This is a genomic window from Nonomuraea fuscirosea, from assembly GCF_035917475.1.
GTDB lineage: Bacteria > Actinomycetota > Actinomycetes > Streptosporangiales > Streptosporangiaceae > Nonomuraea > Nonomuraea fuscirosea.
Genome location: NZ_CP109074.1, coordinates 5760946 through 5782850, shown reverse-complemented (window position 1 = coordinate 5782850; position 21905 = coordinate 5760946). Strand labels below are relative to the sequence as shown.

19 protein-coding genes are annotated in these 21905 nt (G+C 71.6%); 13 read left to right on the top strand and 6 right to left on the bottom strand.

Annotated elements, in window-relative coordinates; all coding sequences use genetic code 11:
- Window positions 1-6: 6 nt before the first annotated feature.
- The 3 genes from OIE67_RS26405 to OIE67_RS26395 form a co-directional block, all read right to left on the bottom strand.
- Window positions 7-333 carry a Rossmann-fold NAD(P)-binding domain-containing protein gene (locus tag OIE67_RS26405; RefSeq protein WP_326644829.1) on the bottom strand — a complete coding sequence of 109 codons (327 nt, stop codon included), beginning with the start codon at window positions 331-333 and terminating at the stop codon, window positions 7-9.
- On the bottom strand, window positions 311-1735 hold the full coding sequence (locus OIE67_RS26400; protein ID WP_326644827.1) for an MFS transporter: 1425 nt from the start codon (window positions 1733-1735) through the stop codon (window positions 311-313). Before OIE67_RS26400 ends, OIE67_RS26405 begins: the two co-directional genes overlap by 23 nt.
- Before the next feature lie 77 nt (window positions 1736-1812).
- Window positions 1813-2409: a TetR/AcrR family transcriptional regulator gene (locus tag OIE67_RS26395; protein WP_326644826.1), complete on the bottom strand. Its 597-nt coding sequence runs from the start codon at window positions 2407-2409 to the stop codon at window positions 1813-1815.
- A gap of 140 nt (window positions 2410-2549) precedes the next feature.
- On the opposite strand from OIE67_RS26395, the gene OIE67_RS26390 reads away from it, so the two are divergent.
- From OIE67_RS26390 to OIE67_RS26360, 7 genes are all read left to right on the top strand, one after another.
- The gene (locus OIE67_RS26390; protein ID WP_326644824.1) at window positions 2550-3554 is read left to right on the top strand and encodes a LacI family DNA-binding transcriptional regulator; all 1005 of its coding nucleotides are present in this window, start codon (window positions 2550-2552) and stop codon (window positions 3552-3554) included.
- Between the two features lie 215 nt (window positions 3555-3769).
- Window positions 3770-5122 carry an extracellular solute-binding protein gene (locus OIE67_RS26385; protein ID WP_326644822.1) on the top strand — a complete coding sequence of 451 codons (1353 nt, stop codon included), beginning with the start codon at window positions 3770-3772 and terminating at the stop codon, window positions 5120-5122.
- On the top strand, window positions 5119-6018 hold the full coding sequence (locus OIE67_RS26380; RefSeq protein WP_219912040.1) for a carbohydrate ABC transporter permease: 900 nt from the start codon (window positions 5119-5121) through the stop codon (window positions 6016-6018). The genes OIE67_RS26385 and OIE67_RS26380 overlap by 4 nt, the downstream gene beginning before the upstream one ends.
- A 1-nt stretch (window position 6019) precedes the next feature.
- Window positions 6020-6988, top strand: a complete 969-nt coding sequence (locus OIE67_RS26375) for a carbohydrate ABC transporter permease (RefSeq protein ID WP_326644820.1) — start codon at window positions 6020-6022, stop codon at window positions 6986-6988.
- Between the two features lie 36 nt (window positions 6989-7024).
- Entirely contained in the window at window positions 7025-9496 is a 2472-nt protein-coding gene (locus OIE67_RS26370) for a CBM35 domain-containing protein (protein WP_326644818.1), read from the top strand.
- A 66-nt stretch (window positions 9497-9562) separates the two neighbouring features.
- A complete protein-coding gene (locus tag OIE67_RS26365; protein WP_326644816.1) occupies window positions 9563-11176 on the top strand; it encodes a glycoside hydrolase family 13 protein in 1614 nt (537 codons plus the stop codon).
- A gap of 101 nt (window positions 11177-11277) precedes the next feature.
- Window positions 11278-12744 carry a SulP family inorganic anion transporter gene (locus OIE67_RS26360; protein ID WP_326645474.1) on the top strand — a complete coding sequence of 489 codons (1467 nt, stop codon included), beginning with the start codon at window positions 11278-11280 and terminating at the stop codon, window positions 12742-12744.
- A 33-nt stretch (window positions 12745-12777) separates the two neighbouring features.
- Here OIE67_RS26360 and OIE67_RS26355 read toward each other — a convergent pair whose 3' ends face one another.
- The gene (locus OIE67_RS26355; protein ID WP_326644814.1) at window positions 12778-13428 is read right to left on the bottom strand and encodes a biliverdin-producing heme oxygenase; all 651 of its coding nucleotides are present in this window, start codon (window positions 13426-13428) and stop codon (window positions 12778-12780) included.
- A gap of 431 nt (window positions 13429-13859) precedes the next feature.
- Between OIE67_RS26355 and OIE67_RS26350 the strand changes: the two genes are divergently transcribed.
- The 6 genes from OIE67_RS26350 to OIE67_RS26325 all read left to right on the top strand — a co-directional run bounded on the left by OIE67_RS26350 (window position 13860) and on the right by OIE67_RS26325 (window position 19773).
- Window positions 13860-14699: an STAS domain-containing protein gene (locus OIE67_RS26350; RefSeq protein ID WP_326644812.1), complete on the top strand. Its 840-nt coding sequence runs from the start codon at window positions 13860-13862 to the stop codon at window positions 14697-14699.
- Window positions 14699-15064, top strand: a complete 366-nt coding sequence (locus tag OIE67_RS26345) for an STAS domain-containing protein (RefSeq protein ID WP_326644810.1) — start codon at window positions 14699-14701, stop codon at window positions 15062-15064. The genes OIE67_RS26350 and OIE67_RS26345 overlap by 1 nt, the downstream gene beginning before the upstream one ends.
- Window positions 15061-15462 (top strand): anti-sigma regulatory factor, encoded by a 402-nt coding sequence (locus OIE67_RS26340; RefSeq protein WP_326644808.1) that lies wholly within the window; start codon window positions 15061-15063, stop codon window positions 15460-15462. The genes OIE67_RS26345 and OIE67_RS26340 overlap by 4 nt, the downstream gene beginning before the upstream one ends.
- A gap of 91 nt (window positions 15463-15553) precedes the next feature.
- Window positions 15554-16567 (top strand): ATP-binding protein, encoded by a 1014-nt coding sequence (locus OIE67_RS26335; protein ID WP_326644806.1) that lies wholly within the window; start codon window positions 15554-15556, stop codon window positions 16565-16567.
- Window positions 16554-18212 carry an ATP-binding response regulator gene (locus OIE67_RS26330; protein WP_326644804.1) on the top strand — a complete coding sequence of 553 codons (1659 nt, stop codon included), beginning with the start codon at window positions 16554-16556 and terminating at the stop codon, window positions 18210-18212. Before OIE67_RS26335 ends, OIE67_RS26330 begins: the two co-directional genes overlap by 14 nt.
- On the top strand, window positions 18205-19773 hold the full coding sequence (locus OIE67_RS26325; protein ID WP_326644801.1) for a fused response regulator/phosphatase: 1569 nt from the start codon (window positions 18205-18207) through the stop codon (window positions 19771-19773). Before OIE67_RS26330 ends, OIE67_RS26325 begins: the two co-directional genes overlap by 8 nt.
- Before the next feature lie 53 nt (window positions 19774-19826).
- On the opposite strand, the gene OIE67_RS26320 is transcribed toward OIE67_RS26325, so the two are convergent.
- Window positions 19827-20837: an ABC transporter ATP-binding protein gene (locus OIE67_RS26320; RefSeq protein WP_326644800.1), complete on the bottom strand. Its 1011-nt coding sequence runs from the start codon at window positions 20835-20837 to the stop codon at window positions 19827-19829.
- The gene (locus tag OIE67_RS26315) at window positions 20821-21822 is read right to left on the bottom strand and encodes an ABC transporter ATP-binding protein (RefSeq protein ID WP_326644798.1); all 1002 of its coding nucleotides are present in this window, start codon (window positions 21820-21822) and stop codon (window positions 20821-20823) included. Before OIE67_RS26315 ends, OIE67_RS26320 begins: the two co-directional genes overlap by 17 nt.
- Between the last annotated feature and the right edge of the window lie 83 nt (window positions 21823-21905).

Below are 21905 nucleotides of genomic sequence, written 5' to 3'. Positions count from 1 at the left end.
CCGCTCTCACGGACCCGTGGCCGGCGCGATCACCAGGGGACGGGCTCGCCGTGGCGATCCAGGAACCGCAGCCCGGGAGCGCCGGCCCGCGCTTCGAGGACGTCCACGACGGCCGGGACACTGGGCGCGTAGCGGGCCCAGGGTGTTGGTGATCATCACTTCGGTGAACATGTCGGCCGGGACCTCGTCGATCGTCAAATCGCCCCGATCGATCGCGGCGTTCACGAAGAGCAGATCGAGCCGGCGCCCGGCGAGGCGTTCCCGCAGCGCCTGGCGTGGGAACGCCGGAGATCTGGCGGCGATGCTGAAATCAGGAACGGTCGTCGTCGTCATCGTCGGCGGTCAGGACGTTCGTCCTGATGGTGAAGAAGGTGATCAGGGCCGCCACGACCATCAGCGCGGCACTGATCAGCATGGCCATGCGGAAGCCCGCGTCGAACACCGCCGGCTGCTGGAACGCGTCGCCCACCAGGCCGACCAGGGGCGGGACCGCGGCCACCGCCAGGAGGCTGCCGGTGCGGGCCACCGCGTTGTTGACGCCGCTGGCCGTGCCCGCGTAACGCTCGTCGGCGGTGGCCAGGACGGTCGCGGTCAGCGGGGCGACCGTCGCCGACAGGCCGAGCCCGAACACGAACACCGCGGGGAGCACCTGGAACGGGTAGGACGCGCCGAACCCGATCGTGCTCATCGCCAGGAACCCGCAGCCCGCCACCAGGATGCCGAGCGTCATGGGCCAGCGCGGGCCCACGCGTTTGGCCAGCTCGCCGGCCCGGGCCGACAGCAGCATCATCAGGATCGTGGTCGGCAGCATCGACAGGCCGGCGGCGATGGGCGAGAACCCGGAGACCACCTGGAGCTGCACCACGAGCAGGAAGAACACCACGCCCATGGCCGCGTACATGATCAGCGTCACCACGTTGACCGCCGTGAAGACGCGGTCGCGGAACATGCCCACCGGCACCAGCGCGTCGGGCGACCTGCGGATCTGGACCGCCACGAACGCCGCCCCGGCCACCGCCCCCGCCAGCAGCGGCAGCCACGCCCCTTCCCCGATCAGCCCGTAGGTGATCCCGGCCAGCGCCAGCGCCGCCAGCACCGCGCCGAGCACGTCGAAGCGCCCCACCGCCTGCTCGTCCCTGCTCTCCGGCACGTGCCGCAGCGTGACGAAGACGATCAGCGCCGCGAACGGCAGGTTGATCAGGAACGCCCACCGCCAGCCGGCCGTCTGCACCAGCCAGCCGCCCAGCAGCGGCCCGATCGCGCTGGCCACGCCGCCCAGCCCGGACCACACCCCCACGGCCTTCGGCCGGTCGTGCCGGACGAACGACGCCTGGATGATCGCCAGCGACCCAGGCGTGAGCAGCGCCCCGCCGATGCCCTGGAGGGCGCGGGCGGCGATGAGGAACTCGATGTTGGGCGCCAGGCCGCACAGGGCCGAGGCGATCGCGAACCAGACGGTGCCGACCAGGAAGAGCGTGCGCCGGCCGTAGCGGTCGCCGAGCGAGCCGCCGAGCAGGATCAGCCCCGCGAGCGTGAGCGTGTACGCGTTGATCGTCCACTGCAGGCCGGCCATGCCCGCGTCGAGCTCGCGGCCGAGGAACGGCAACGCCACGTTGACCACGGTGCTGTCGAGCAGCGCCAGCCCCGACCCGAGCACGGTCGCGCCGAGGATCCACCGGCCGCGCGCTGACTTGAGCTCGACGTGGTCGTGCGCCGCGTCCGGGAGGTTGGTCATGGAGCCATCCTGTCACCGGCCCCCGACACTTCCATCGCCCGGCCCGGCCCTCGCGCCCGCCGTGCCGGTGGACGAGGTCAGTCGCTGGCCAGGGCGCGCAGGACGAACTCCGACACCGCGGCGGCGGCCGCCTCGACCGTCACGTCGCCGCTGATCAGCGGGAGCCGCTCGGCGCCGATGACGGCGAGGACCATCCGGGCCGTCGCGGGCACGTCGAGCACCCGGAAGTCGCCGGCCTCGACGCCGCTCTCCAGGATGCCGGCCAGGATCCGCTGCATCGGCGCGACATGCTCGGCCAGCCGCTGGTAGGCGTCCGGCCCCAGGGCGGCACTGAGGTCGGCCGCGCCCGGATGCGGGTGGGCCAGCAGCCCCGCCAGCTGCAGCCGGACGAACACCCGCAACCGGTCGGCGGGACCGGCCTCGGCGGGCAGCTCCTGCTCGTAGGCGTCGATGAAGTACTGGGTCACCCGCTCGGTGAACGCCAGCAGCAGCGCCGCCTTGTCGGGGAAGTAGTTGTAGAGGACGGTCCGGGTGATGCCGGCCTCGCTCGCCACCTCGGTCAGGGAGATGGCGTCGATGCCCTGCACTCTCGACAGGCGCGAGACGGCCTGGAGGATCCGGTCGCGCGTCTGGGCGCGGTGCTCGCCGATGGTCGCGGCCTGGATGCGGGGCATGCGTCCATCGTAAGCCGGGCGCCCGCCGGCGTTCCCGGCACTGCGCCGATCAGAGCTCCGGCTTGGCCTGCCCTCAACCGGTTGTCGATTTCTTGCGTAAGTCATTTCCATCCTTGCAATACGCGTTGTAACATCGCCTCATGCCGAGACGACTCTCCGACGTGGCCGCCTTCGCCGGCGTCAGTGTGGCCACCGTCAGCCGGGTGCTGCACGACAAGCCGGGCATCGCCCAGGCCACCCGCGACTCCGTGCTCACCGCGCTCGACGTCTTCGGCTACGAGCGGCCGCAGAAGCTGCGCAACCAGCGCGCCCCGCTGATCGGGCTGGTGCTGCCCGAGCTGCAGAACCCGATCTTCCCCGCCATGGCCGAGCTGGTCGTCACCGAGCTGATCAGGCGCAACCTGCTGCCCGTCCTGTGCACCCGCACCGCCGACGGGCTGCCGGAGGCGCACTACGTGCAGATGCTGCTGGCCCAGGACGTCGGCGGCATCGTCTTCATCGGCAGCAGCTACGCCGACGCGGGCGCGGCGCAGGTCAAGGAGCTGCGCGCGCGGAAGCTGCCGATCGTGCTGATCAACGCGGCCGACGAGAACCTCGACGTCCCCCGCGTGTGCGTGGACGACGGCGTCGCCGTACGGCAGGCGCTCGGCCACCTGCGGGCCCTGGGGCACGAGCGGATCGGGCTGATCCTGGGCCCGGTCGGTCATGTCCCGTCCGCGCGCAAGCTCGCCGCCTTCGGGAGGGAGGCCGCGGAGCGCGGTGAGCCGGGGTGGCGCGCGCTCGTGGCGCACACGATCTTCACCATGGAGGGCGGCGCCACCGCCGCCGCGCGCCTGGTGGGCGAGGGTGCGACGGCGCTGGTGTGCGCCAGTGACGCGCTCGCGCTCGGCGCCGTCAAGGCCGTGCGCAAGCAGGGCCTGCGCGTGCCGGCCGACGTGTCCGTGGTCGGGTTCGACGATTCGAGCCTGATGAGCGTCACCGATCCGCCCCTGACCACCGTGCGCCAGCCCGTCGCGGCCATGGGCGGCGCGGCGGTCGCCGCGCTGATGTCGCAGATCAACGGCCATGTGGTGCCTGTCGACGAGGTGCTGTTCGACCCTGAGCTGATCGTGCGGGGTTCCACGGGGATGTGTCCCGCCCGCTAGCCCTGAGCCGCTGTCAGTAAATTTCATATCACAGCAAGATTCTTGCGGCACGCTATGGACATCCGACGAGCGCGGTCCTACGGTTCTGGCAACACCTCGGCGCTCGGAAACCTCCAGGCGACATGCCGGTCATCACCACGTGACACCAGCGCGCACCGCTGGCGATCCGGGCTGCCCAGGTGCGGAAGTTCCCCCCACGGAAGGGATCGCTTGGGATGAAGCGCGGCAGAGCCCTCGGGCTGTCACTGGCCGTCTGCGCGACGCTGGCCTGCGCGGCATGCGGCGGCGGGGCGCCGCAGGGGCAGGAGCCCGCGGGCGGTCCGGTGACCATCACGGTGAACGGCCTGCCCCCGGCCACCGACGAGTACAACCGGGCCGTCTTCGAGGAGAACGTCAAGGCGTTCGAGGCCCGCTACCCCGACTACCGGATCGAGGCCAAGGAGGGTTTCATGGACCCTCAGACGTTCAGCGCCAAGATCGCCGGCGGTCAGCTGGAAGACGTCTTCTACGTCTACCTCACCGACGCCCAGAACCTCATCGCCCGGCGCCAGGTCTCGGACGTCAGCCCGTACCTCGCGGACTTCCCCGTCACCAAGGACTACAAGCCGGGCCTGATGCGGGTCTTCTCCGACGACAAGGGCAAGGTGTACGGCCTGCCCGACGACAACTACTCCCTGGGCCTGCTCTACAACCGCGCCCTGTACAAGAAGGCCGGCCTCGACCCCGACAAGCCCCCGCTCACCTGGGCCGAGGTCCGCGAGAACGCCAAGAAGCTGACGGCGCTCGGCGACGGCGTCGTCGGCTACGGCGACTACAGCAAGTCCAACACCGGCGGCTGGCACTTCACCGCCGAGATCTACTCCGTCGGCGGCGACGTCGCCGTCAAGGACGCCACCGGCGCCTGGAAGCCCGCCTTCAACAGCGACCAGGGCCGACAGGTGCTGCGGCAGCTCAAGGACATGCGCTGGACCGACGACACGATGGGGAAACGGCAGCTGCTGGAGTACGACGACCTGGTCAAGCTCATGGCCTCGGCCAAACTCGGCCAGATGGTCGGCTCGACCGGCGACCTGACCAACACCGTCACCCGGTTCAAGGCCACGTACGACGACTTCGGCATGGGCCCCATCCCCGGCGGCCAGGGCACGCTCGGCGGCGGCTCCGGCTACATGTTCAAGGCCGGCCTCAGCCCGGAGAAGATCAAGGCTGGCCTGGCCTGGCTGACGTTCAGGAAGAACCCCGACCGCATCGACGCCGACAACGCGCGGGCCGCCGCCAAGGGCCTGCCCGTCGGCCTGCCCGAGCCGAACGTGTGGACCGGCGACTCCGAGCGCAAGCAGCGTGCGGCGACCGAGAAGCACGCCACCGTCCCCACGAAGAACTTCGCCCCGTTCGCCGCGGCGCTCGGCCGCGTCCCGGTCAAGTTGGAGCCGCCGAACGCCCAGCAGATCTACGCCGTGCTCGACACCGCCATGCAGAAGGTCCTCACCGACGCGAACGCCGACGTCGAGGCGCTGCTGGCGGACGCCGAGAAGCAGGTCGGCCAGATCCTGGCCACGGTCAAGTGACGGCCGTCCCCGCGCACCGCGGCCGCCGAAGGGGGGCCTGGCTGCGCCGCAACCTGCACGCCTGGGCCTTCCTGGCGGCCGGCGTCGCCTGCTTCGCCCTGTTCTCGTGGTACCCGCTGGTCAGGGGGATCGTCCTCAGCTTCCAGCAGGTCAACTTCGTCACCGACGCGGTCTGGGTGGGCTGGGACAACTTCCGCGCCCTGTTCGACGACCCGCTGTTCTTCACCGCCTGGGCCAACACGCTGGAGTTCACCGGGCTGGCGCTGCTGTTCGGGTACGCGGTGCCGTTCGTGGTGGCCGTCGTGATCAACGAGTTCCGGCACCTCAAGGGCTTCTTCAGGATCGCCGTCTACACGCCGGTCATGCTGCCGCCGATCGTCAGCGTGCTGCTCTGGCAGTACTTCTACGACCCCGGCAACGGCCTGTTCAACTCGATCCTGACCGGTCTCGGCCTGCCCGCCTCCGACTGGACGCAGTCCCCGAAGATGGCCATGATCTCCCTGGTCCTCGTCTCGACCTGGGCGAACATGGGCGGCGCCACGATCATGTACCTGGCCGGCCTGGCCACCATCCCGAGCGAGCTGTACGAGGCCGCCGAGCTCGACGGCGCGAGCGTGCGGCAGCGCGTCAGGCACGTCGTCCTGCCGCAGATGCGCTTCATCCTGCTGGTGCTGCTCCTGCTGCAGATCGTGGCGACCATGCAGGTCTTCATCGAGCCGTACCAGCTGACCGGCACCACCAACCCGGACACGATCACGGTGCTGGTGCTCGTCTACCGCTACGCCTTCACCGTCAACAACGACTTCGGCCTGGCCGCCGCGATGAGCGTGCTGCTGTTCGTGGTGCTGGGCGCGTTCTCGGCCGCGTACCTGCGCCTGACCCGCGACAAGGACTGAGATGACCCTCACCACCGTGCGCCGCCCGGCCGCCGTCACGGGGCCGCCGCCCCGGCGGGCCCGCCGGTCACGGCCGGCGCGGCGCGAACCCGCCGCCAGGACGCTGATCTCCGAGGCCGACCTCAACCGGGGCCACCGCCGCGTCCTCTACTGGGCCGCGCTGACGGCGATGGCCGCGCTGTTCCTGCTGATCTTCCTCTTCCCCCTGTACTGGATGATCACCGGGGCCATGAAGGCGCCCGCCGAGCTGGCCGAGCCGGTGCCGACGCTGGTGCCGCGCGCCTGGCACCCCGAGACGTTCGCGGTCGCGTGGGAGCGGCTGGACCTGGGCCGGTTCCTGCTCAACACCGCCTTCTACACGGCCGGCGTCTGGCTCGTCACCCTCGTGGTGGACGTGGCGGCGGCGTACGCGCTGTCGCGGCTGCGACCCGTGCTCGGCAAGCTGGTGCTGGGCCTGATCCTGGCCAGCCTCATGCTGCCGGCCGACGCGCTGCTCGTGCCGAAGTACCTGGCCGTGGTGGACGTGCCGATCTTCGGGGTCAACCTGGTCGATTCACCGTGGGCGCTGTGGTTGCCGGCCGCGGCCAACGCCTTCAACGTCTACGTGCTCAAACGTTTCTTCGACCGGATCCCCGGCGAGCTGCTGGAGGCGGCGGCCATCGACGGGGCCGGGCGGCTGCGCACTCTGTGGAGCGTCGTGCTGCCGCTGTCGCGGCCGGTGCTCGCCGTCGTGTCGATCTTCGCGATCATCGGCTCATGGAAGGACTTCCTCTGGCCGCTGCTGGTGCTGCGCGACCCCCAGGCGCAGACGCTCAGCGTGGCGCTGAGCCGGCTGGCCATGACCGGGTACGTGCCCCAGAACGAGATGTTCGCGGCGCTCGCCATCGCCTCCCTCCCCATGATCGTCATCTTCATGATCTTCCAGCGCGGCATACTCAACGGCCTGTCGGCCGGCGCGCTCAAGGGCTGACCCACCCCCCACCCCGAGTAAGGAGCCCGGTCCGCCATGCCTGGAAACACGCTCAAATCATTGTTACTCGCCCTCCTCCCCGCCATCGCCCTCGCCTTCGTGGCCCTTCCGGCCGCGCACGCCGCCACCCGCACCTACCAGGCCGAGTCGGCCGCCCTGTCCGGCGGCGCGGCCGTCAGCACCGAGCACGCCGGCTACACCGGCAGCGGCTTCGTGGCCGGCTACACCGACGGCAACAAGGGCCGCGCCGCCACCACGTTCACCGTCACCGCCGCCACCGCGGGCCCGGCCACCGTCGGCCTGCGCTACGCCAACGGCACCACGGCCACGATGTCGCTGTCCGTGTACGTCAACGGCGCCAAGATCCGCCAGATCTCCCTGCCCGCCGTCGGCGCCTGGAACACCTGGGCCACCAGGGACGAGACGTTCACTCTCAACGCCGGCCAGAACACCATCGCCTACCGCTTCGACGCCACCGACCTCGGCAACGTCAACCTGGACAGCATCACGGTCGCCGACCCGGTGGCGGCGCTGCCGTACGAGATGGAGACCGCGTTCCTGTCCGGCGGCGCGAGCGTGGCCACCGCGATCGGCGGCTACGCCGGAACGGGCTACGCGACCGGGTTCACCACGCCGGGCGCCCGCGCCATCCGCACCGTGACCATGCCGGCCGCGGGGTCGGCCGCCACCACCCTGCGCTACGCCAACGCCACCGGCGGCGCCAGGACGCTCACCGCGTACGTCAACGGGCTCAAGGCCGGCCGTCTCACCCTGCCCGCCGGCTCCGGCTGGCTCACCCTCACCCATCCGCTGACCCTGCGCGCGGGCCTCAACCTGATCGGCTACCAGTACGACAGCGGCGACACCGGCGGCATCGCCCTCGACGGCATCACCGTCGCCGGCGCCGGCACCCTCGCCGCCAGGGGCGCCACCGTCCCCTACACCGAGTACGAGGCCGAGCAGGGCACGACCAACGCCTCCGTCATCGGCCCCGACCGCGCCTACCTCACCCAGGCCGCCGAGTCGTCCGGCCGCCGCGCGGTCAAGCTCGACGCCACCGGCGAGTACGTTCAGTTCACCCTGACCAGGCCGGCGAACTCGATCGTCGTGCGCCACATCGTCCCCGACAACGCGGCCGGCACCGGCACCACCGCGCCGCTGGCCCTCTACGCCGACGGCGTCAAGCTGCAGGACCTCACGCTGAGCTCTGCCTACAGCTGGGTGTACGGCGCCTACCCCTACGGCAACGACCCGGCCGGCGGCAGCCCGCACCACTTCTACGACGAAGTCCGCGCCCGCATCCCCGCCCAGCCCGCCGGCACGGTGCTGAAGCTGCAGAAGGACGCCTCGTCCAGCGCCGCCTACTACGTCATCGACCTCGTCGACACCGAGCAGGTCGCCGCTGCGCTGCCCATGCCCGCCGACGACCTGTCCATCACCTCCTACGGAGCCGTCGCGAACGACGCCGGCGACGACACCGCCGCGCTCAACGCCGCCATCTCCGCCGCCCGCGCCCAGGGCAAGGGCGTGTGGATCCCGCAGGGCACGTTCGTCATCGGCGCCCGCGTCAACGTGGCCGGAGTCGCGGTGCGCGGCGCGGGTCAGTGGTACAGCACCGTGCGCGGCACGAACGGCAAGGGCGGCTTCTTCGCCACCGGCTCCGGCGTGCAGATCGCCGACCTGACCATCGCCGGCGACGTCCGTTACCGCGACGACGCTGCCTTCGACACCGGCATCGAGGGGAACTTCGGCACCGGCTCCCTGGTGCACAACGTCTGGATGGAGCACGTCAAGGTCGGCATGTGGATCGACTCCGGCACCGACGGCCTCTACGTCGCCGGGGTGCGCATCCGCGACACGTTCGCCGACGGCGTCAACATCCACGCGAACGTCCGCGACACCCGCTTCGACCAGAGCGTCGTCCGCAACACCGGGGACGACGGGCTGGCCATGTTCTCGCAGGGCGCGGCGGTGACGAACTGCGCGTTCACCTTCAACACGGTCACGCTGCCGATGCTGGCCAACGCGGTCGGCGTCTACGGCGGCTCCGGCAACCGGGTCGAGGACAACCTGCTGTCCGACACCGTGACCGCCTCCGCCGGCATCGCGATCAGCACCCGCTTCGCACCGGTGCCCTTCAGCGGCACCACCTCCGTCCGGCGCAACACGCTGACCAGGACCGGCGGGTACGAGCCCAACTGGGGAGCCCAGCTCGGCGGCCTGTGGATCTACGCCGACACGGCCGACATCACCGCGCCCGTCGTGGTCCAGGACGTCACCGTCAGCGACAGCCTCCACCAGGGGCTGCTGCTGAGCTGGCAGCGCACCATCTCGGGCCTCACCCTCGACAACCTCACCATCGCCGGGGCCGGCACGTACGGCATCGAGGCCGCCGCGGCCGGCAGCGCCGTCGCCGGCGGCGTCAGGGTCACCGGGGCCGCGTCCGGCGGCCTGAACAACCTCACCGGCTACACCTTCGTCCGAGGCCAGGGCAACAGCGGCTGGTGACAGCCACACCCAGGGGGCGTCCCGCGGGACGCCCCCTTCCCCCTCCGTCCGACAGTCAGGAGCCACGTGTCCCACCCCCAGCCGTCCGCCGCCTGGTGGCGTACCGCCGCGATCTACCAGATCTACCTGCGCAGCTTCGCCGACGGGAACGGAGACGGCGTCGGCGACCTCGCCGGGCTCCGGCTGCGCCTGCCCTACCTGCGCGACCTGGGCGTGGACGCCCTCTGGCTCACCCCCTGGTACGTCTCCCCGATGGCCGACGCGGGCTACGACGTCGCCGACTACCGCGACATCGACCCCGTCTTCGGCACGCTGGCCGAGGCCGAGCGGCTCATCGCCGACGTGCACGCGCACGGCCTGCGCCTGCTCATCGACCTGGTGCCCAACCACTGCTCGGCCCGGCACCCCTGGTTCGTCGAGGCGCTGGCGGGCGGGCCGGCGCGGGAGCGGTTCTGGTTCCGGCCTGGACGGGGGCGCGACGGCGAGCTGCCGCCCAACGACTGGCGTTCCTACTTCGGCGGGCCCGCGTGGACGCGGATCGAGGACGGGCAGTGGTACCTGCACCTGTTCGCCCCCGAGCAGCCGGACCTGAACTGGGAGCATCCCGAGGTGCGGCGCGAGTTCGAGGACATCCTGCGCTTCTGGCTGGATCGCGGGGTGGACGGGTTCCGCGTGGACGTGGCGCACGGGCTGGTCAAGAAGGCCGGGCTGCCGGACGTGGGGGAGGAGCCCGACCCGGCGGACCTGCCGTACCAGGACGTGGACGGCGTGCACGAGATCTACCGGTCGTGGCGGCGGGTCGCCGACTCCTATCCGGGTGAGCGGGTGTTCGTCGGCGAGGTGTGGCTGCCGACCCCCGCCCAGTACGCCCGCTACCTGCGGCCCGGCGAGCTGCACTCGGCCTTCAACTTCGAGTTCCTGTGCGGCGCATGGGAGCCCGGACCCGTCCGCGAGGTGATCACCGCCACCCTGGCCACGCACGAGAGCGTCGGCGCGCCGCCCACCTGGGTGCTGTCCAACCACGACACGATCCGCCACGTCACCCGGTACGGCCGGGAGGAGACGGCCTTCGACATGGGGGACAAGCGCCACGGCGCGCCCAGCGCCCTGGAGCTGGGCGTCCGCAGGGCCCGCGCGGCCGCGCTGCTCACGCTGGCGCTGCCCGGCGGCGTCTACGTGTACCAGGGCGACGAGCTCGGGCTGGCCGAGGTGGAGGACCTGCCCGATGAGCTGCTGCAGGACCCCACGTGGGAGCGCTCCAGCCACACGGACCGGGGCAGGGACGGCTGCCGGGTGCCGCTGCCCTGGTCGGGCGAGGAGCCGCCGTTCGGCTTCTCGCCGCCCGGCGCGGACCGCGCCCCCTGGCTGCCGCAGCCGCCGACCTGGAAGGGCCTGACCGCCGCCGCCCAGGCGGCCGACCCCCGCTCGATGCTCTCCCTCTACCGCGCCGCGCTGGCGCTGCGCCGCGACCTGCTCGCCGGGCTTCCCTCGGCGCTGACGTGGCTGGACACGGAGCCCGGCGTGGTGGCGTTCGCCAGGGAGGGGGGATTCGCCTGCTTCGTGAACTTCACCGGCGCTCCCGTGCCGCTGCCCGGCCAGGTCCTGCTCGCCAGCGTGCCGGTCGAGGACGGGCTGCTGGCCCCGGACGGCTGCGCCTGGGTACGGCTCAACCCGCGCTGACCCGTACGGTAAAGTCGCCGGGGCTCTGAACAGGAGCGCTCGTCTCGCGCAGAAGGAACTTCTTGCCCAGCCCCGCACCCGCAGCAGCAGTCCGCAAGCCCGTGTTCGCCCGCCCGGCCTGGCTCCACCCCAGGGTCGCCCGTACCGAGTTCCTGGCCGGGCTGGTCGTGGCCCTCGCCCTCATCCCCGAGGCGATCTCGTTCTCGATCATCGCCGGCGTCGACCCCAGCGTCGGCCTGTTCGCCTCCTTCACCATGGCGGTCGTCATCGCGGTGGCCGGCGGACGCCCGGCGATGATCTCGGCGGCCACCGGCGCCATCGCCCTGGTGGTGGCGCCGCTGGCGCGCGAGCACGGCTTCGGCTACCTGATCGCGACCGTCATCCTCGGCGGCCTCATCCAGATCGTGCTCGGCGCCCTCGGGGTGGCCAAGCTGATGCGGTTCGTCCCGCGCAGCGTGATGGTGGGCTTCGTCAACTCCCTGGCCATCCTGATCTTCATGGCGCAGGTGCCGGAGCTGGTCGGCGTGCCGTGGGCGGTCTATCCGCTGCTGGCCGGCGGGCTGGCGCTGATGGTCTTCTTCCCCCGCCTGACCAGGGCAGTTCCCGCGCCGCTGGTGTCCATCGCCGCGCTCACCGCCATCACCGTCGGCGCCGGGCTGGCCGTCCCGACGGTCGGCGACCGCGGCGCGCTGCCTTCGGCGCTGCCCGTGCCCGGCCTGCCCGACGTGCCGCTCACCCTGGACACGCTCACCCTGCTGGCCCCGTACGCGCTCGCCTTCGCCCTGGTCGGCCTGATGGAGTCGCTGATGACGGCCAAGCTCGTCGACGACATCACCGACACCCGCTCCAGCAAGACCCGCGAGTCCATCGGCCAGGGCGTGGCCAACATCGTCACCGGCCTCTTCGGCGGCATGGGGGGCTGCGCCATGATCGGCCAGACCATGATCAACGTGAAGAACGGCGCCCGCACCCGGCTGTCCACGTTCACCGCCGGGGCGATGCTCATGGTGCTGTGCATCGTCTTCGGGCCGTGGGTGTCGCAGATCCCGATGGCCGCCCTGGTCGCGGTGATGGTGCTGGTCTCGTTCGGCACCTTCGACTGGCACTCCGTCGCCCCGGCCACGCTGCGGCGCATGCCCGCCGGCGAGATCACCGTCATGGTCGTCACCGTGGCCGCCGTGGTCGCCACGCACAACCTGGCGATCGGCGTCGTCGCTGGGTCGCTGACCGGTCTGGTGATCTTCGCCCGCCGTGTCGCGCACCTGGCCCAGGTCTCGGCCGTCGTCGACCCCGACGGCGAGCAGGCCGTCTACGCCGTCACCGGGCAGCTCTTCTTCGCCTCCACCGGGGACCTGGTCACCCGGTTCGACTACGCCGGCGACCCCGCGCAAGTGGTCATCGACCTGTCCGGCGCCCACATCTGGGACGCCACCTCGGTCGCCGCGCTGGACGCCGTGCAGGCCAAGTACGCCGCCCGCGGCAAGACCGTGCGGATCGTCGGCCTGAACGAGCCGAGCGCGGAGATGCACGCCAAGCTGTCCGGCGAACTGTCCGGAACAGCCCATTGAGCACCGGCCCGCCGCTACCGGCGGGCGGGTGCGTCAGGCCGCCGCCCTGGCCAAGTGCGCCAGGTCGCCCAGCACCTCGGTGTTGAGCTGGTAGGCCAGCTTGACCTCGCCGATCATCCGCTCCCGCTCCCGCTCGCCGAGCCCCGTGCCCAGCTCGTCGAGCCGGGAGCGGTACTCGGTCTTGAACCGCGGCAGGCTGCCCAGCTCGTCGAAGAGGTAGAAGTCGACGCCGCCGCCCTTGGCGTAGCCGTAGATCTTCTGCAGCTCCATCCGGATGAACTGCCCGCCCGAGAGGTCGCCCAGGTAGCGGGTGTAGTGGTGGGCCACGTAACCGGCCGGCCAGTCGGCCACCTGCTGGATGCGGGCCACCAGCGTGCGGGTGGACTTCGACGGGGTGATCCGCTCCCGCCAGCCGGAGCCGTAGATCGTGGCGAGGTCGCGCTCCAGCGCGGGCTCCCGGTAGAGCTCGGGAAAGACGAAGCGGCCGGCCACCGGGTGGTCGGCGAGTGCGCGAGAGACGCCGTCGAGCGCGGTGTAGGCGAAGTAGTGTTGAGCCACCATCTCGCCGTAGTCGTGCTCGCTCAGCCGGCCGGCCATCAACGCCGAGAGGTAACCCTCCGACTCGGCGGACTCGTGGTCGGCCCAGGTGGCGGTTCGCAGGGTCTCGGAGAACGACGCGGTCACGCGGCCCACCTCTCGTGCTGACGTTTCATGACGAAGTGTCACAAACGCTGGTATCCGGCGTCAAGCTGATGACGACACCATGTCAGCAAATCCGGCCTCTCCTCTTCAGTACCCATGAACGGCGCCGTCAAGTGCTCGGCGCTCCGAGGACCCTGTGTGACGGGCGCTTCGCCGGTTCCGATGGCGGAGGAGCATTCGTCCGCCCCGCATATAGTGAAATCCGTCCCGGATACGGGACGCTCAACGGCAAAACCTCCATTTGTCGGGCGATCCACAAGTAAGAGATCGTTTTTCGCGGATGTCGCGAAGGCGTCCCGGAGCGCACGGGCGTACACGGTCGGTGACGCTGGAGAGCCCCCCGATGGAGTGCCTGATGCCGATAAGTCGCACTAGCATACGAGCATTGCTGACCGCCCCTTCTGGAGTGATCCTTGTCCGTTCAAGCCGACACAGCCAGGCGACGTATAGAAGAACTGCTCAGAACCCATGAGGAGCAGATCATCGGCCGCTGGGCCAAGATCGCCAAGGCGTCCTCCGAGGAGCTCTCGGAGCTCTACCGGGCGCTGCTCGCCTCGCTCGACGAGGGCAAGAACGACCTCGCCGACGTCCGCGGCCTGCTGGCCGACCTCTCCCGGTCGCGGGCCCGCGCCGGCTTCGCGCCCTCCGACACCGCCAGGGCGGTGTTCGGGCTGAAGGAGGTCGTCTTCGAGCTCGCCGAGTCCGACGCCGACTGGGCCGAGGCGGCCGGCGGGCTGGTCTGGTTCTCCCGGCTGATCGACGACCTGGGGCTGTACACGTTCGAGACGTACACCGACGCCCGCGAGAAGATCATTCTGGACCAGGCCGAGCAGCTGCTCGAACTGTCCACCCCGGTGGTCAAGATGTGGGACGGCATCGTGGCGGTGCCGCTGATCGGCACCCTCGACTCCGCCCGCACCCAGGTCGTGATGGAGAAGCTGCTGCAGGCGCTGGTCGACACCGGCGCCGAGCACGCGATCATCGACATCACCGGCGTCCCCGCCGTCGACACCCAGGTCGCCCAGCACCTGCTGAAGACCGTCGTCGCCGCCCGCCTGATGGGCGCGGAGTGCGTCATCTCCGGCATCCGCCCGCAGATCGCGCACACCATCGTCACCCTCGGCGTCGAGTTCGGCGACATCGTGACGAAGGCCTCGCTGGCCGACGCGCTCGCGCACACCTTCAGGCGCGCGGGCATCGAAGTGGGCCGGGCGCGTCAGGCGCACGTCTCCATCCGGGCGGAGAACGTCTAGTGCAACGCGTTCCCGTACTCAAACTCGGTGACGTCCTCATCGTCTCGATCCAGATCGATCTGGAGGACCAGAGCGTGCTCGCCCTCCAGGAAGACCTCGCCGACGCCGTGGTGGACCACGGCGCCAGAGGAGTGATCATCGACATCACCGCCGTGGAGATCGTCGACTCCTTCATCGGCCGGATGCTGGCCACGATCGCCGGGATGTGCCGCATGCTCGACGCGCAGACCGTGGTCGTCGGCATGCGGCCGGCCGTGGCCATCACCCTCGTCGAGCTCGGGCTGTCGCTGGGCGGCGTCCGTACCGCACTCAATCTGGAGAAGGGGGTCGCGCTCCTGGACCACATCCGGAGCGCGACGCAGTGACCGGTGAGCGCGAGGTCGTCATCACGAGCAGCGCCGACGTCGTCGCCGTGCGGCAGCTCGTACGGAGCGTCGCCATCGAGGTGGGCCTGTCCCTCGTCGACCAGACCAAGATCGTCACCGCCGCCAGCGAGCTGGCGCGCAACGCCCTGGTGTACGCCGGCGGCGGTGACGTACGCATCCTGGTCGTCGAGAGCGGCCACCGGCGCGGGCTCAAACTGATCGTCACCGACGACGGCCCCGGCATCCCCGACCTCGAACTGGCCCTGACCGACGGCTGGACCACCGGGAAGGGCCTCGGGCTCGGGCTCAGCGGGTCGCGCCGGCTGGTCGACGAGTTCGACCTGCTGTCCGGGCCGGGAAAGGGCACGACCGTGACGGTGACCAAATGGGCCCGATGACACGGGACGCGGTGACCTGGGATGCGGTGACCTGGGATGCGGTGACCTGGGGCCCGGCGAGTTGGGATGCGGTGACCTGGGACGGGGGGACATGGGTGCGGTGACCGGCCCCCGCGTGGACGACTGGATCCGCGCCGAGGACCCCAGCGCCGTCGGAGCGGTCCGCCGCAAGGCCGTCGGGCTGGCCGAGGCGGCCGGGTTCGACCCGGTGCTCGTCGGGCAGACCGCCGTGGCGGTCAGCGAGGCGGTCTCCAACCTGGTCAAGCACGCCGTCGAGGGCACGGCCATGGTGCGCCCCCACCCGGAGGCCCCCGCCACCGTGGAGCTCATCTGCCTGGACCGGGGGCCCGGCATGGCCGACGTGGCCCGCGCGCTGCGCGACGGCTACTCCACCTCCGGCACCCTCGGCATCGGGCTGGGCGCCATCTCCCGCATCGCCTCCGGCTACGACGTGCACTCCCTGCCGGGCCGGGGCACCGTCCTGGCCATGTACTTCACCGCCACCGGCACGCCCCCGCCGCCGCTGCGGGCCAGCGGCGTGACCCGGCCGATCGGCGAGGAGCCCGTGTCCGGCGACAGCTTCGCGATCGTCAGGTCGGGCCCGGCGACGACCGTGCTGGTCTGCGACGGGCTGGGGCACGGCCACATCGCCGCCCAGGCCTCGAACCGGGCGGTGGAGCTGTTCCGCGACGCGAGCGAGCAGGAGCCGCTGGACATCGTGGCACGCCTGCACGCCGGCATGTCCGGCACCAGGGGCGGCGCGGTGGCCGTCGCGCGCGTCGAGCCGGGCGGCGTGTCCTACGCCGGCCTGGGCAACGTCTCCGGCTGGGTCGCGCACGCGGAAGGACGGCAGGGCATGGTGTCGGTTCCCGGCATCGCGGGGCATCGAGGAGGCCGGCTGCGCCAGTACTCCTACGAGCTGCCCCCGTACGCCATCGTGATCATGCACACCGACGGGCTGACCGACCGCTGGGACCCGGCGACGGTCCCCGGTCTGTTCGCCCGTACCCCGGCGGTGATCGCCGCGGGGCTCATGCGGGAAGCGGGCAGCAGGCGCGACGACGCCTGCGTGGTGACGGTGAGGCCGGCCCGTGGCGCCCGCTGAGCTCGTCCGCGTCCGGCTCGACGCCGACCAGGACGTCTTCGTCCTGCGCCGCATCGGCCGCGCCGCCGCCGAGCTGGCCGGGCTGGACCAGCAGGACCAGATCCGGGTGGCGACGGCGCTCAGCGAGGCCGGCCGGGAGGTCTACGGCCCCGGATCGAGCGCCACGATCGCCCTCGACCACCAGCGGCTGCTCATCACCCTGGAGCACACCGGGCGCTCCGACCCGGCCGGTTCCGAGGGCCTGACGCTGGCCGGCCGGCTGGTGGACTCGGTCGTGGTCGGCGAGCACAGCGTGACGCTGTCCAAACGGCTGCGCTTCCGCCCGCGGGGCGTCCCCGTCGAGGAGATGCGGGCCAGGCTGGCCCGCCTGTCGCCGGTCTCCGCGCTGGACGAGCTGCGCGAGCAGAACAAGGAGCTGGCCGGCACACTGGAGGACGTGCTGCGGCTCAACGCCGAGCTGCAGGAGACCAACTCCGGCGTGCTGGCGATGTACAACCAGCTCTCCGACGAGCTGGAGGAGACCAACAGGGGAGTGGTCGCCCTCTACGCCGAGCTGGACGAGAAGTCCAGCCTGCTGCGCGAGACCACCGACGCGCGCAACCGCTTCTGGGCCACCGTCAGCCACGAGCTGCGCACGCCGCTCAACTCGGTCATCGGCCTGGTCAGGCTGCTGACCGGCCCCGGAGGCGACGACCTCACCGAAGAGCAGGAGCATCAGGTACGGCTGATCGGCAGCTCCACCGAGACGCTGCTGGAGCTCGTCAGCGAGCTGCTCGACATGGCCAAGGCGGAGTCGGGCCGCCTGGACCCGCAGCCGGCGCACGTGAACCTGCCCCGGCTGGCCGAGCAGCTGCGGATGACGATGCGCCCGACGAGGGAGCAGGCCGGCGTCGAGCTGCGCCACGACGTCGCCCCCGAGGTCGCCGAGCTGTACGCCGACGAGGGCATGCTGGTCAGGATCCTGCGCAACCTGCTGTCCAACGCGCTGAAGTTCACCGAGCGCGGCGAGGTGACGCTGGCGGCCCGCCTCGACGACGGCAAGAACGAGGCCGTCATCACTGTGCGCGACACGGGCATCGGCATCCCGCCAGACCACATCGACCGCGTCTTCGAGGACTTCTACCAGATCCCCGGCTCCCTGCAGGTCAGGTACCGGGGGACGGGGCTCGGCCTGCCGTACGCGCGCAGGCTCGCCGAGGCGCTCGGCGGCACGCTGGAGCTGGCCAGCGCGGAGGGCGAGGGCACCACGGCCACGCTGCGCCTGCCCCACTACAGCGGGCCGCCCGAGCTGGAGCGGGTGCTGGTCGCCGACGACGACGAGGTGTTCCGCGCCGCGGCCCGCCGCATGCTGTACGGCTTCGCCACGCACATCGACGAGGCCCCCGACGGAGCCGTCGCGCTGGAGCTGATGGCGGCGGACCCGCCGGACGCGGTCCTGGTCGACCTGCTCATGCCCCGCCTGGACGGCAACGTGCTGCTCCAGCGGATGGCCGAGGACGAGCGGCTGCGCGAGATCCCCGTGGTCGTGGTGACGATCGCGCCGCAGCACGCTCCCGACGCCGGCAAGGTGCTGTCCAAGCACGGTCTGCGCAGGGAACAACTGCTGCACGCCATCCGCGGCGCGAGGGGGGCGAAGGATGCCTGAGACGGCGACCGTCATGGTGGTCGACGACACGCCGACGAAGCGGTACATCCTGTCCAGCTGGCTGCGCCGGTCGGGCCACACCGTGATCGAGGCGAGCGGCGGCGAGGAGGCGCTGACACTGCTCGCCGCGCAGCACGTCGACCTGGTCGTCCTCGACGTGCGGCTGCCCGACATCCCCGGTTACGTGGTGTGCGAGCGGATCAAGGCCGACCCCGCGACCGCCGCGATCCCGGTGATCCAGGTCTCGGCCAACGCCATCACCGTGGCCGACCGGGCCGAGGGGCTGGAGCGCGGCGCGGACGCCTACCTGGCCGAGCCGATCGAGCCGGCCGAGTTCGCCGCCACGGTCGAGGCCATGCTGCGGTACTACCGGGCGCGCTGGCGGGCCGAGCTCATGGCCAGGCGCCTGGCCGGGCTGGCGGAGGTGACGCTGCGCATCAACGAATCCGAGAGCTTCGACGAGCTGCTCACGGTGGCCGTCGAGGGCTCGGCCGAGCTGCTGGGGCGCTACTGCGGCACTCTGGCGCTGATGCCCGACGGGCGGACCCGCCGCTACCGCGCCCGGCCGGGCGAGCGGGCCGTCGCCGCGCCCGCCGGGCCCGACCTGCTCGACCGGCTCAGCCGGATGGTGCAGCGGGAGGCGGCCCGCACCCACGTGTTCACCCTGCACGCGGACGAGTGGCGCGGCCTGCTGCCCGACGTGCGGATGGAGGGCAGCAGCACGGGCGTGCTCTGCCGGACGAAGAACTCGGAGGCGCCCCTCTACCTGGGGGTGGAGGCCGCGCCGCCGCTGGACACCGACGAGGTGAACCTGCTGCGCCAGCTCGGCCAGGAGCTGGCCCTGGCGGTGGACGCGCGGCGCGCGTACGCCGAGGAGCACACGATCGCGCTCACGCTGCAGCGCAGCCTGCTGCCCACCCGCATCCCCGAGGTGCCGGGCCTGCAGGTGGCGATGCGCTACCAGCCGGCCGCGGACAACATCGAGGTGGGCGGCGACTTCTACGAGGTGCTGCCGATCGACGAGCGGGTGCTGGTGGCGATCGGCGACGTGGAGGGCCACTCGCTGCACGCCGCGACCGTGATGGCCGAGCTGCGGCACGCCATGCGGGCCTCGTTCATCGGCCAGGTGGACCTCAGCGCCTCGCTCGACCTGCTCAACCAGATGATGCGGCGCTACCACCCGCGCATGACCGCCACGCTGTGCCTGGTGCTCATCGACCCGGCCACGGGGGAGATCGAGGTGGCCAACGCCGGGCACATCCCGCCGCTGTTCTCCGGCCCCGGCTGCGCCTACCACAATCTGGGCAACCTGCTGCTCGGGGCCCTGCCCGAGACGTACACGGTGGACCGGTTGAAGCTGCCGCCCGGCGGCACGCTGCTGCTGTTCACCGACGGGCTCGTGGAGGACCGGCACATCTCGCTGGACGAGAGCATGGAGGCGGCCAGGCGGCTCGCGGAGGTCGTCGAGGACGACCTGGAGGAGTTCGCCGACCGGATGCTGGCCGCGTTCGGGGCCCGCGAGGACGACGTGGCCCTCGTCGTCGTCCGCCGGGACCCCTGACCCGGGACGTCCGACGGGGCCCCTGACCCAGGACGCCCTACGGGACCCGTGACTCAGGAGGCCCGCTCCGCGTAGTGGCAGGCGGCGTGGTGATCGCCGCCGTCCGGTCCCGGCTCCAGCACGGGCTCCACCTCGGCGCACCGCTCGGTGGCCTTCCAGCAGCGGGTGTGGAACCGGCACCCGGGCGGCGGCGCGACCGGGCTCGGCGGATCCCCGGCGAGCATGATGCGCGAGCGCCCCTTCAGCCGCGGCTTCGGCACGGGAGCCGCCGACAACAGCGCCATCGTGTACGGATGCGCCGGCGCCCCGTACACTCCGGCCGCCGGCCCGGTCTCGGCCACCCGCCCGAGGTACATCACCCCCACCCGGTGCGACACGTGCCGCACCACGGCCAGATCGTGCGCGATGAACACCAGTGCCACTCCGAGCGTGCGCTGCAACTCCGCGAACAGGTTGACCACCTGCGCCTGCACCGACATGTCCAGCGCGGAGACGGGCTCGTCGCAGACGATCACGTCGGGCTCGGTGGCCAGGGCCCTGGCGATGCCGATGCGCTGCCGCTGCCCGCCGGAGAACTCGTGCGGGAACCGGTTCATCCGGTCGGGGGACAGGCCCACCAGCGTCAGCAGCTCCCCGACCCGGTCGCGCATGGCGCGCGAGCCCTGCGCCAGCCGGTGCACGCGCAGCGGCTCGGCCACGATGTCGTGCACCGTCATGCGCGGGTTGAGCGAGGTGAGCGGGTCCTGGAAGACCATCTGGACCCGCCGCCTGATGTCGCGCGGCACGCCGCCCCTGGCGAAGAACGGCCGGCCGCGGAAGGTGACCTCGCCCTGGTCGGGACGTTCGAGGCCGACGAGCATGCGGGCCAGGGTGGACTTGCCGCAGCCGGACTCGCCGACGATGCCCAGCGTCTCGCCGGCGTACAGCTCCAGGTCCACGCCCGCGACCGCGCGCACGCCGCCGCCCCTGGACAGCAGGCCGCCGCGGTAGGTCTTGTGCAGGTCGGTGGCCCGCAGCACGGGCTCGCGGGCCTCAGGCTCACGGACGTCAGGCGAGGGCGCCATCGAGCATCTCCTCCGAGTGGTGGCAGGCGGTGTACCGGCCCGCGCCGGTCCGCAGCGGCGTCAGGGCGGGCCTGGTGGTCACGCACACCTCGCTCGCGCGCTCGCAGCGCGGCGCGAAGGAGCAGCCGGGCGGCGTCTCGGCGGGGCTGGGCGGCGCGCCCGGGATGGCGCGCAGCTCCGAGGCGGGGGCGTCGAGATCGGGGACGGCGGCGAGCAGGGCCTCCGTGTACGGATGCGCGGGCAGGTCGTAGATCGCCTCGACCTCGCCCCGTTCGACGATGCGGCCCGCGTACATGACCGCCACCCGGTCGCTGACCTCGGCGGCGACGCCGAGGTCGTGGGTGATGAGCAGCACCGCGGTGCCCAGGTCGCGGCGCAGCCGGTCGATCAGCTCCAGGATCTGCGCCTGCACGGTCACGTCGAGCGCGGTCGTCGGCTCGTCGGCGATGATCAGGTCCGGCTCCAGCGCCACGGCCATGGCGACCAGGATCCGCTGCCGCATCCCGCCGGAGAACTGGTGCGGGTAGTCGTCGACGCGCCTGGCCGCGGCCGGGATGCCGACCAGGTCCAGCATCTCGATCGAGCGGGCCCTGGCCTGCCGCCGGGACAGGCCGCGGTGCACCCGGTACAGCTCGCCGATCTGGTCGCCGATGCTGAGCACGGGGTTGAGCGCCGACAGGGCGTCCTGGAAGACGAGCGTCATCTCGCTGCCGCGCAGGGCGCGCAACTGGTCCTCGCTCATCGCGAGCAGGTCGCGCCCGCCGAGCCTGGCGCTCTCGCAGCGCACCCGGGCGCCGGGCTGGTCGAGCAGGCCCATGACGGCCTTGGCGGTGACGGATTTGCCCGAGCCGGACTCGCCGAGCAGGGCGAGCGTCTGGCCGCGCTCGATGGTCAGGTCCACCCCGCGCACCGCCGGGATCTCGCGTCCGTGGGCGGTGAACGTGACGTGCAGGTCGCGTATCTCCAGGACCGGTGGCTCGTTCACCGCACCCCCTCCTATGATCATGACGAAACGTGGCGTTAACAAAGTCTGTGATGCCGGAAAACAACTCCAATATTGTCTTTCGC

Coding starts and splice junctions, on each gene's coding strand:
- OIE67_RS26375 (WP_326644820.1), top strand. CDS start 6,020: ATGACCCTCACCACCGTGCGCCGCCCGGCCGCCGTCACGGGGCCGCCG.
- OIE67_RS26385 (WP_326644822.1), top strand. CDS start 3,770: ATGAAGCGCGGCAGAGCCCTCGGGCTGTCACTGGCCGTCTGCGCGACG.
- OIE67_RS26390 (WP_326644824.1), top strand. CDS start 2,550: ATGCCGAGACGACTCTCCGACGTGGCCGCCTTCGCCGGCGTCAGTGTG.
- OIE67_RS26405 (WP_326644829.1), bottom strand. CDS start 333: ATGACGACGACGACCGTTCCTGATTTCAGCATCGCCGCCAGATCTCCG.
- OIE67_RS26325 (WP_326644801.1), top strand. CDS start 18,205: ATGCCTGAGACGGCGACCGTCATGGTGGTCGACGACACGCCGACGAAG.
- OIE67_RS26400 (WP_326644827.1), bottom strand. CDS start 1,735: ATGACCAACCTCCCGGACGCGGCGCACGACCACGTCGAGCTCAAGTCA.
- OIE67_RS26335 (WP_326644806.1), top strand. CDS start 15,554: ATGGGTGCGGTGACCGGCCCCCGCGTGGACGACTGGATCCGCGCCGAG.
- OIE67_RS26320 (WP_326644800.1), bottom strand. CDS start 20,837: ATGGCGCCCTCGCCTGACGTCCGTGAGCCTGAGGCCCGCGAGCCCGTG.
- OIE67_RS26370 (WP_326644818.1), top strand. CDS start 7,025: ATGCCTGGAAACACGCTCAAATCATTGTTACTCGCCCTCCTCCCCGCC.
- OIE67_RS26395 (WP_326644826.1), bottom strand. CDS start 2,409: ATGCCCCGCATCCAGGCCGCGACCATCGGCGAGCACCGCGCCCAGACG.